We start from the raw sequence: 10,530 nt of genomic DNA, 5'->3' as shown, positions 1-10,530 counted from the left end.
GATTTTTGGCCGCCTCAAAAATCGCCAATGCCTGTTTGCGCTGCTTGGCATGATCAACTATCGGTTTGGGGTAATCTAATGACTGCGCATACTTTTCTGCCCACGACCAAGGTTGATGGATTTGCTTACCAGGCACCTCTTTTAGTGCCGGTAACCAACGACGTATGAAGCGGCCATCACTGTCGAAGCGCTCCCCTTGGGTTGTCGGATTAAAAATTCGAAAGTAAGGCTGTGCATCGGTGCCAACTGACGCTGACCATTGCCAACCACCGTTATTGGACGCAAAGTCGCCGTCAATCAGCTTGGACATAAAGTAGTCCTCCCCCCAACGCCAATCGATGAGCAAGTCCTTGGTTAAAAAGCTTGCCACTATCATCCGCAGGCGGTTATGCATCCATCCGGTAGTGTTCAATTGCTGCATCGCAGCATCCACAATCGGAAAGCCGGTTTTACCCGCTTTCCACGCCTCAAAGCGAGCGTTGTCGTTATCCCACACCACAGACTCTCCCCACTCTAAAAAGCAATGCTTTTTGCTAATACTGGGGTTTTGGGCACTCACTTCTTGATAGAAATCGCGCCAGATTAGCTCTGACAACCAAGTTGCTGCGCCTGAATCAGGCTCGCGCCAGTTCGGATGCTCAGATTGCAATCGCGCTAGGCATTGGCGAGGGGACAATGCGCCAATGGCAAGATACGGTGACAGCTGACTGGTGCCCTCAATGGCAGGGAAATCCCGGTGCGTCTTGTAATCAGCCGCTTGTTCACGGCAATAAGTGCGTAACTTATCTAAGATGGCTTTTTCCGTGGTCGGCCATGCGGAGACGGACTTGGTTGGATAGTCAAATTCAATCGGCTCAAGAGAAGCAAAAATAGCGGCTAACCGCTTATCGTCAGCACGTGGGACTGGTGCCTTAAGCGGTGACTGATCCATGCCTTCTAATGCACGTAGACAGGCTTTTTTAAATGGGGTAAAGACTTTATACGCGTCGCCTTTACCAGAACGAATCGTGCCGGGCGCAAACAGATTACGGTCATGGTAGGCGTACCAATCAATGCCCTGCGCCTCCACTTGTTGCTGTGCTTGGCGATCGCGATTTTGCTCATTCAGCTCGTATTCACGATTCACAAACACGGCGTTGATATTCAGCGAATTCGCAAGGGTTGCGACCGTTTCAGACGCCTTCTTATAGTCAGCGGCTCGTGTCACCAGCAGCGGAATGTTAAGTGCTCCGAGTTCGTCACGCAGCGCCTTAAGCCTTGCTTCAATCAATCCCGCCTGAATCGGGGCCATATGGTGGGCAGCCCATTGGTCCGGTGTTTCCACAAAAAGGCCCACAACAGGCTCGTTTGCTTCGCACGCTGCATGCAGTGCACGATTGTCGAGGCAGCGCAGATCGCGTCGAAACCAAACTAAATGCATAACGGATTGTTCTCCTTGAGTTCTTTTAGCTCGTCTCCATGTACGGAGCAAATAAATGGCTGGCTCACAATGTGAATGTCAGATTGTGCGTAACACTGCCGAAGCTGATTAAGCTGGGAACGATCGAGGCGGTGCGCAGCCATCACTGCGAGCGTGGGGATCTTTTGCTCTCGCATCACTTCGAGGATAAGGCCAAGTTGGGAATGTGGCTCACGCAAGATAGTGACGTTGTAACCTTTCTCATTCAGACGCATCGCCATCATGGTGCGCTGATAATCTTCTGTGTCAGTAAGTGTCACTAACCAACAAGGGAACTTACTGTTGCGCTTTGCGTTCGCCAACATTGCCGCTTGGCATTTTTCGATCACCGTACTGCGCCACATATCTTTCTGCAGAGAACTGATGGCACTTTGCTCCTCATTCAACCACGTATCAAGCGGCGTAAAGACGTGTTCGATGAGCCAATAAAACGGATATTCTTTTAATAAGGTGTCAACGTGCTGGCCGAGTTTTTTCAGTGATAAGTCATGAATCAACTTCATCAGCTCACGGGCTAACGTGTCATCTTCGCTATCTATTTGGGTCTCGGTTTGCGACAGTAACGGTTTCACTTTGCTGATCGGGACACCTTTGTCGAGCCAGCGTAAGATCCGGCCAATCATGGCGACGTCTTCATCACTGTAAAGACGATGACCTTTCGGTGTTCTGGCCGGAGACAGCAAGCCATAACGGCGTTGCCATGCGCGCAATGTCACTGGATTAACGCCGGTACGATCAGCGACTTGGCTGATCGTCAGCGTGCTTTCGGGATTAGAGTCCATAACGTAACCTTAAGGCATCTGGATACGGCTTCAGATACGCTTGACTAGCAAGGTAATCATCTGGGTGGTTGTGCAAATGGTGAGCAATGAGGGTCAACGGCGCTAACAATGGCATAGTGCCTTGACGGTAAGCATGAATAAGATGAGTCAGCTCCGCTTTTTGGCTCTTATCGAGGTTGTTCTTAAAATAGCCTTGCAGGTGCATTAGCACATTGGTGTGCTTTTTTCGTGTCGCACGGATAGCCAACGACTGCATAAACTGCGTGCGATACTGGTGGAAGAAATCATCAATATCGTACTCCGCGATGTTCGCCATAAAACGTCCCAGCACTCGGTAACGCTCAGGCGAGTGCGCCATCAACACTAATTTATACCGCGAGTGGAATGCGACCAGCGCTTTTCTTGTCACGCCACTTTCGACACTGCGATATAAATCGTCTAACGCAAATAACCGAAATACAAAATTCTCACGCAGGACGGGGTCGTTCAATCGGCCATCTTCTTCAATCGGGAGCCACGGCATACGATCCATCAATGCTTGGGTATACAGCCCTACCCCAGAGATATCAGAGGTGTAGCCATTTTCACGGTAGACTTTGACACGCTCCATGCCACAAGTGGGCGACTTGGCACAAACGATATAGCCGCGCAGTGCTTTATGGGCCAATTCATTCGCTTTTCGTTCACTAAAGGCCACCATTCTTTCGGTGTGATCTTTGCTGGCGTCTTTGGTCTCAACCAAACGAATATCGCCCACATTCCCTTTGTCTAGTAAACGAATTGTCGGTCTTGGCACCGGTAAGCCAATCGCGACTTCCGGACAAACGGGGACAAAATTGACATAGGGAGCGAGCTCTTTAGTCACAAATGGACTGCGTTTATGACCGCTATCAAAACGCACCTTTTCACCAATCACACATGCGCTAACACCAACTGGAAACGACATGCTTCACCTCTTCTTATCAAGCGGCATGAGCCGCAGAGTTGTACATTTATATTTTGTTGTACAACTCAATGTAGGCGAAGGATCACTTTTGTACAATATTTTTTATTTGTACAAGTTTGCTCTGGTTCTTGATGTGTCCTCACGCAGTACCCTTAACAGCTGCTACGCTTTACCTATCCCTCATCAAAGAGGGAGTCTCATATTTGTCTCACTATTGATACGATTTGAGTCACTCGCGTCACATACACTTGAAGCCATCATGACATAGCTCTCACGACCATGCCCTTACAGAGAACGACACTAAACATCGATGACCGTCTCTCCATTGCGAAGCGCCCATTTCGACCTCGCGGCCGCGCTATACTCGTGATTGCGATGATCTGCTTTGCTATCCTGATTGCCACTTTTTCCTTATTTAACACCGCACAAGAACAACAACGACTGCGCACCGAGCAGCTGTTAAGCGTCGAAGCAAAATCCTTTTCTGACGCGTTAACGCGTCACATGAATGCTCACCTGAATGAACTCAGTGTGCTTGCCAGCGAGATAGAAACAAACATCCCTTCAACGTACTCGACATGGCAAGCATTAGTGCAGGCTCATCAGGGAAATGACGTTCATTTTCAAGCCCTATTCTGGGCTGAGCCTGATCGGACAATTCGTTGGCATTACCCCCAAAGTGATGCAGAAAAGCCCGAGCAATTCCCGTTTGACGTTGTCGGAGACGGTAACGCTCAGCTTTCTCATATGGATGTAGAGTCGCTTCATAACTGGCATATTGCGCACCCTATCTATACGAAAAATCGGACTACTCCTGATTATTTCCTCGGTGGCACTGTGGATGTTGCTGAACATATCAGTCACCTAGCAGCCGATTATCTTGATACATTTCAGAAGCTGACGCTCTACGCTGCAAGTGATGGGCACGTTGTATTCGGGGACATACCGCCCAATGAAGCAGCAAAAGGACAAGTTGGGCTCACACTAACCGGCGCCAGCCCGGAATTTATCGTCACATTGTGGAACACCCCTGACTCAGAACACTTTTTATCTTTGCCAATGCTCATTTACATTTCTGGGTTGGTCGTCACGATCTTAGTGGGTATCGCCTTGTATTTAATTGAAATCAATTTGATGGCGAGAAAAGCTGAACAAGCGACGATTGCTCGACTGCAAAATGAAATCGCTCAACGCAAAGACGTTGAAAATCAGCTGCATTTTATTGCTAATCATGATCCCCTGACCTATCTGCCAAATCGCCATGCACTGCTTAATCACATTCAGCACACCATTAATAAGACGCTCTCGGCAACGCGTACGCTGTCGCTGATTTGTATCGACATTGATAATATTAAGGAAATCAATGATCTTCATGGCTACCGCATTCACGATGACGTATTAACTACCGTCGCCAAACGCTTACAAAATCTATTGCCTCCACAAGCTTATTTAGCCAGAACCAGTGATGAACATTTTGTCATGCTGCGCACCGATCTATCGCCGTTAGAAGCCGAGGTACACGCCAAGCAGGTACGTTTAACTGTAGGGAAAGAGTGCCACGCTCAAGGAGTGACTGTTTTACCTAGCTGCGCGATTGGTGTGGCGTATCGCTATGACACATCTATGCCGGCTCATGAATTACTACGCCACGCCGATACCGCTGCGCATCGAGCACGACAACTCGTGCACCACCGTGTGGTCGTATTTCAAATGGCGATGCGTGACCACCTTCAGCAAAAGCGCGACATCGAATACACCATTCGCAAAGCCATCCAAGGCAATGAATTGATGCTGCATTTTCAGCCTCAGGTTGATTTAAAAACGCAGCGTATCGTCGGCATTGAAGCCTTAGTCCGCTGGCAAGATGAAGGGGGGACTATCATTTCGCCTGACACCATCGTCCGTACTGCTGAAGATACAGGGTTGATGCAGCAACTGGGGAATTGGATCATTAACAAAGCGCTAGAGCATTATGCCATGCTACTCACCGAGGGCTGCGCACCGCCGATGCTTGCTATCAATGTCTCTGGGCATGAATTTCAAGACAGTTTTCTAGCTGATACGATTTTACAGGCCATCGAACGCCACCAAGTGCCAGCAGAGCGCGTGCAAATCGAATTGACCGAGCAAGTGTTTATTGAAAATTTGGAACAAAATCAACAGACACTGCACACACTCACCGAAGCGGGTATATCACTAGCGATTGATGATTTTGGCACCGGCTATTCATCACTGGCCTATTTGAAACATTTCCCTGTCGATACGGTTAAAATTGATCGCAGCTTTATCGACCAACTCCCCGAATGCAAAGACGATGCAGTGATTTGCCAAGCCGTGATCGGTATGGCGGATCTCTTAGGCTTGAAAGTGGTCGCAGAGGGCGTCGAACATCAAGCCCAGAAGGACTACTTAGCCCAAATCGGCTGTCGTTATATCCAAGGTCACTTGTACTATCCCGCCATGGGCGTCGATCAACTCCTTACCTTGTTAAAACAACATACTCCGTACCAACGCTATTCGAGCTCATAGCCAAGTAACCGACGTGTACACGCGTCACTACTCCCACCACTGGACGTCGTTATCTCCCAGACATAATGCTTCTTTACGCTGCTTGGGCCACTGTTTAATCCGATATTCCAACTGCATAGCGGCTTGTTTGCTCATTGCAGGAGATTGCCACACCAGAGAAAGTGGCCCTTTCCCTCGCAACGCACGCGCACCTTTGCCACTGAGGTGCTGCTGAAAGCGGCGCTCAACATCCGTCGATACGCCACAATACAAAGCATTATGCCGCGTACGAACCAAGTAAACGAACCACGACTCGCTCATCTCTCTTATTTCGATAATAGCGCGTTTAATGCCTCACGCAGGCTGGCGACCTCTTGCTCAAGCACATCAACCCGAGCTTCTAATGTATGCTGCGTCCCGTGAGATGGGGTTGGCTCCGCGGCGTTATCTGCGCTTAGCTCTAGCATTTCTGTTTCGGGTCTCATTTCGCTTTCAGCGCTCGCTTCGGTTGATTCACCAAATAAATGGATGTAGCGCGATTCCCGTTTACCCGGCTCACGTGCTAGCTTCATAATCCATTCGGCCTCTATCATGGCACTCAGCGTGCTTTCTACTTGCTGCATATCGGCAAATTCACATAACCTTTGCGTTCTTGTGCGCAGCTCACCCGCAGTCTGTGGGCCACGTAACAACAGCACGCAAATAATCGCTTTTTCTTGATCCGTAAACGTCAAATTACCGAAAGGCGTATTACAGAAACGATGCTGGTACTTGCAGACACGGCTCCCCATCCCTTCCTGTGGGCTGATAAGACGTGCATCGATAAGCGCATTCACGACGTCTAACACATCGGCGTCGGTGAGCGTATAGACAGGCTCTCTATTACTCTTTTGATTCACTGCCGTCGTGAGTGCATTTAAGGTCAGTGGATAGTAATCAGGCGTGGTCACTTCTTTTTCAAGCAAACAACCGATGACACGTTGTTGATAGGGCGTTAATAGCATTGACATGATCCATGTCCTCATCGAGATAATAATCGTGTTATAGCAAGTTGGGCATAGCCGAGCAATTGCGCTCCAACTAAGTGCTGAATAATTCGGCACAAACAGGCACACAGACTGGTATCAGGATCACATGTTAGTCAGGCTTGAGTGAAAAGATCGCAACACATAGCCTGACACCAGATGATATACTGGTAGGAAATGGATTGTGGAGTACAAACTATGGGCCTGTTTCGTTCAACCCCAAACCGTAACCTTGGTTTGTCAATCGTGGCGAAAAACTGCAAGGTTGTTGGTGACATTGAGCTTGACGGAGATATCCAAATTGATGGCTTTGGTGAAGGCAATATCACTCAGGCTAATGCCGTGGTTATCTCAGCAACCGGACACTTCCGTGGTACGATTCATGCCAAGCATATTACGATTAACGGTTTAGTTGAAGGACAATGCGAAGCCGATGCGATTGACATTCTGTCGCAAGGTAAAATGAAAGGCGTGCTCAACACCGAGCAACTCACAATTGAGAAAGGCGGTTTACTCGCAGGTGAAAACCGAGCCACCTTAGCCACCGATACCGTCGTGCCACTCGACGACCAAACACGCAGTGAGCGTACAGAGAATAACGAAAAGAAAGACCGAAAAGCCGCAAGTCGCTCATAACGACGTGGGCTTAGTATAAAAAGTGAAGGAGAGTCGGTGCATGTCCGATACCAGCAGTACCAATGTGAGTTTTGATGAGTTTTCCCCAGAGCTGCAAAGCGTGATTCGCTATGAAAACGCCCCTGAGGCCATGTACACGATGATCGCCTCCGTCCATGACGCGGCAGAGCCTAGTGTTCGCGAAGCATGGGAAAAGCTCCCTGCTAGTGCGCAAAATGTGCTCGACAGCTTCGATCAGTTTCATGCTTTGGTAGCAATCAGCCAAAGTTATGTCGGGATTGATACGCTCAACGAACTGCAAAACGTCAAACTCGATGACATGTCCGAGGACGATCAAGAGAACTACAAAGCGCAGGTACTGGACGATGTGCTTAAACGTTGCGTTAAAGACTTATCCAAGCAATTAAAACAGGCGCGTTTAAAACCCGCGCTCAAGCGCGAGTTTCAATCTATCTTTCAAGCGCAGTAATGTTCACACAGTAAGACTGTCGCACGATAGTAAGGGCCTGCATTGTACGCTGGCCCTTTTCTTTTTTAAGCACGCTTACGCTGCTGTTTTGCGCCTCGTCTGGCTCTCACAGCGTCCGCTAGCTGACGCAAAGTTAGTTCGGTGTCTTCCCAGCCAATGCACCCATCAGTGATGCTTTGTCCATAAGTGAGAGACTGGCCTTCAATCAGATCTTGGCGCCCCTCAATCAGATGACTTTCAATCATGACGCCAAAGATTGCGTCATTGCCGCCAGCAATTTGCCCTGCTACATCGTTGCAAACCTCTTTTTGCTTTTGATATTGCTTGCTGCTGTTCGCATGGCTAAAGTCGATCATTACTTTTTGGCGCAACCCGGCACCTGCAAGCGATGAACAGATCTGATCAACATCTGTTGCGCTGTAGTTAGGCGCCTTGCCGCCGCGAAGGATCAGGTGGCAATCATCGTTCCCTGCCGTTGCAACGATGGCAGAATGGCCGTATTTGGTTACCGATAAGAACTGATGCGGCGCGCTTGCTGAACGAATGGCATCCGTCGCAATCTTAATATTGCCATCCGTACCGTTCTTAAAACCAACCGGGCACGACAAGCCTGATGCCAACTCACGGTGCACTTGAGACTCAGTGGTACGCGCGCCAATGGCGCCCCAACTGATTAAATCGGCCATGTATTGCGGCGTGATCATATCGAGGAATTCGCCTGCCGCCGGTAGGCCCATATTGGCAATATCAAGGAGGAGTTCTCTTCCTAAACGCAGGCCATCGTTAATCTTGAAACTGTTGTCTAGATAAGGGTCATTAATCAGGCCTTTCCAACCCACCGTCGTGCGCGGCTTTTCAAAATAAACGCGCATCACCACTTCCAAATCGTCATTAAGCTCTTCTCGGAGAGCTTTGAGCTTGCTGGCATATTCTTTGGCAGCATTTGGGTCGTGAATGGAGCAAGGGCCGACTACGACCACCAATCTATCGTCTTCATCATTCAAAATATGATGAATGGATTGACGTGCGTCGACCACGGTCTTCTCTGCTATCTCTGTGGCGGGGAATTTTTCTAGTACAGCGATCGGTGGCAGCAACTCTTTGATTTGTTGAATTCTTACATCATCTGTCGGGTGTACACTCATGGGCTTGATCCTGTGCTTGCATGCAGCTTCATCGGGCTGCTTTTTCTTCATGAGCCTTTACGCTAACGTGAACACCGCGACGGTGCAAATATTTTTTTACGAAAAAAACATAGAAAATTTTAGGATTAAACTTGCAGTTTCAATTTAACCTAAAATCACATGTCGAACTAACAACCTGATAAACCAAAGTTGCACAGTACGATCTATGTTCTTTAAACTAGGCCCTAATTATTAAGGAGTAACCTAGTGCACTATCTAACTAAGTTTGGCTTCATATCAGCGCTGCTGTTCTCATCAGCAGCAGGAGCGACGAATTTTAACTATAACTACCTTCAATTTGACGTCCTCTCAAACCCCGGAGGGTTAGGCGCTTCGACCAAATTCGTAATCGCTGACGGCGCTCATCTTGTCGCGAGAGGTGACTCACAGTTTGAAGGCGACTGGTTTTCCTCTGTCGGAGCTGGTTTTCATGCTCCCATCAATGACTTTGTCGATATCTACGGAGAAATTGAAGGAGCTTGGCTAAAACGCCCCGAAGCGCCCCACTATGAGACAGGTGAATTGACGACGGTTATAGGCGGGGGACTTAGAGCATGGTTAGCTCCATCTTTTGAAGCAGACACATACATAGGCTCGATTATTTTCGACAAAGATGACAGCAAGAGCATTGTCGAGTTTGGCGGTCGCTTTCATTCAACAGAGACACTTTCACTGGGTGCGACGTGGCGGGCAAACGGTCTTGAAGAAAATAGGTTGATTTTTTCAGTCAGATACCTGTATTAATAGGCCACGGTCATCCACCCTATTCTTTCCTATTCTGGGTGACCGTGTCAGTGTGACCTCTCTCACTGGCTTTATCGCTATATTAAACTAACTTTATGTGAGATACGTATGCCACCTATGAAGGTGGTGTGTGTCTTGTGTGCGTGGTGATAAAACCCATGTCAGGACGTTCGCCGTCATTGTGCGTGGGAACTGTCGGAGGGTAAAACGATGGTGATGACTCAACGTATTGATGAATTTGAAAGAAAAATTCAAGAGGCCTATCAAGAAGGTAATATCGAAACCGCACATCGCTTGGAAGAGCAAGTGTCGATGTTACGTCGACGGCTTACAAAACCGGCTGCGGATTTTAAAGCCGCGAGCCAAGTTGAAGATTTTCATGAGGTAGCAGACGGCGATTACTACGACAACTAACCTCACTTCCCTCTTCAGTACGCGCCTGTTCAGTGCGCGATAAATAACAAAGCCTTCTCAAAAGAGAAGGCTTTTTTACTGACAGAATGAGGTTTTAAAGGGCCTAGTCAGCAAGTTATCTCGTGAGGCGCTTATTGCGCGGCACGTTCGCGGCGCACAATCCACGCAGCAGCAGTGATAAAAGCAACGACCAATGCAGTTTCCACAGCGTTTCCTATTAATAGTCAATGAATCTTGTATGCAGCCGTCCACCGCACACTCCAACCCGCATTTGCTTAACCATCAAGCAACGATTGCTGCACAGTGTACGTAATATGTAATTAAATTGCTGCAAAAAAGCACAGTTTCACCAAAGAAAAGTGA

The 10,530-nt window shown here is 48.4% G+C and carries 11 protein-coding genes; 5 read left to right on the top strand and 6 right to left on the bottom strand.

Translation table 11 applies throughout. The annotated features are described in order from the left end of the window. The 3 genes from phrB to BZJ17_RS11935 all read right to left on the bottom strand — a co-directional run. Positions 1 to 1,420 (bottom strand): deoxyribodipyrimidine photo-lyase (gene phrB, locus BZJ17_RS11945; protein WP_077640866.1); only part of this gene is annotated, 1,420 nt, incomplete at its 3' end. Beyond that, positions 1,411 to 2,241: a MerR family transcriptional regulator gene (locus BZJ17_RS11940; protein ID WP_077640865.1), complete on the bottom strand. Its 831-nt coding sequence runs from the start codon at positions 2,239 to 2,241 to the stop codon at positions 1,411 to 1,413. The genes phrB and BZJ17_RS11940, both read right to left, overlap by 10 nt. Continuing rightward, positions 2,231 to 3,187, bottom strand: a complete 957-nt coding sequence (locus tag BZJ17_RS11935) for a DUF523 and DUF1722 domain-containing protein (protein ID WP_077640864.1) — start codon at positions 3,185 to 3,187, stop codon at positions 2,231 to 2,233. The genes BZJ17_RS11940 and BZJ17_RS11935 overlap by 11 nt, the downstream gene beginning before the upstream one ends. Positions 3,188 to 3,466: 279 nt before the next feature. On the opposite strand from BZJ17_RS11935, the gene BZJ17_RS11930 reads away from it, so the two are divergent. Then, positions 3,467 to 5,716, top strand: coding sequence for a bifunctional diguanylate cyclase/phosphodiesterase (locus BZJ17_RS11930; protein WP_077640863.1), 2,250 nt, complete (start codon positions 3,467 to 3,469; stop codon positions 5,714 to 5,716). Between the two features lie 27 nt (positions 5,717 to 5,743). Here the strand turns inward: BZJ17_RS11930 and BZJ17_RS11925 are convergent, their stop codons facing one another. Then, positions 5,744 to 6,016, bottom strand: a complete 273-nt coding sequence (locus tag BZJ17_RS11925; protein WP_077640862.1) for a GIY-YIG nuclease family protein — start codon at positions 6,014 to 6,016, stop codon at positions 5,744 to 5,746. 5 nt (positions 6,017 to 6,021) lie between these two features. After that, positions 6,022 to 6,705, bottom strand: coding sequence for a DUF480 domain-containing protein (locus BZJ17_RS11920; protein WP_069586449.1), 684 nt, complete (start codon positions 6,703 to 6,705; stop codon positions 6,022 to 6,024). A gap of 213 nt (positions 6,706 to 6,918) precedes the next feature. On the opposite strand from BZJ17_RS11920, the gene BZJ17_RS11915 reads away from it, so the two are divergent. Together BZJ17_RS11915 and BZJ17_RS11910 are read left to right on the top strand one after the other, a co-directional pair. Further along, positions 6,919 to 7,356 (top strand): polymer-forming cytoskeletal protein, encoded by a 438-nt coding sequence (locus tag BZJ17_RS11915; protein ID WP_077457476.1) that lies wholly within the window; start codon positions 6,919 to 6,921, stop codon positions 7,354 to 7,356. Positions 7,357 to 7,396: 40 nt separating this feature from the next. Beyond that, the gene (locus tag BZJ17_RS11910) at positions 7,397 to 7,825 is read left to right on the top strand and encodes a DUF3069 domain-containing protein (protein ID WP_077640861.1); all 429 of its coding nucleotides are present in this window, start codon (positions 7,397 to 7,399) and stop codon (positions 7,823 to 7,825) included. Between the two features lie 65 nt (positions 7,826 to 7,890). Here BZJ17_RS11910 and aroG read toward each other — a convergent pair whose 3' ends face one another. Next, on the bottom strand, positions 7,891 to 8,970 hold the full coding sequence (gene aroG, locus BZJ17_RS11905; RefSeq protein WP_069586475.1) for a 3-deoxy-7-phosphoheptulonate synthase AroG: 1,080 nt from the start codon (positions 8,968 to 8,970) through the stop codon (positions 7,891 to 7,893). A 246-nt stretch (positions 8,971 to 9,216) separates the two neighbouring features. On the opposite strand from aroG, the gene BZJ17_RS11900 reads away from it, so the two are divergent. Beyond that, entirely contained in the window at positions 9,217 to 9,753 is a 537-nt protein-coding gene (locus tag BZJ17_RS11900) for a hypothetical protein (RefSeq protein ID WP_069586446.1), read from the top strand. A gap of 216 nt (positions 9,754 to 9,969) precedes the next feature. Next, complete coding sequence (locus BZJ17_RS11895) at positions 9,970 to 10,167, top strand: hypothetical protein (protein WP_131825065.1); 198 nt, start codon at positions 9,970 to 9,972, stop codon at positions 10,165 to 10,167. The last annotated feature ends 363 nt before the right edge of the window (positions 10,168 to 10,530 follow it).

Origin of the sequence: Salinivibrio sp. IB574, from assembly GCF_001996205.1 — a bacterium.
In the GTDB taxonomy this organism is placed as follows: Bacteria; Pseudomonadota; Gammaproteobacteria; order Enterobacterales; family Vibrionaceae; genus Salinivibrio; species Salinivibrio proteolyticus.
The sequence above is the reverse complement of the archived record's forward strand: the minus strand, read 5'-3'. Positions and strand labels throughout refer to the sequence as shown.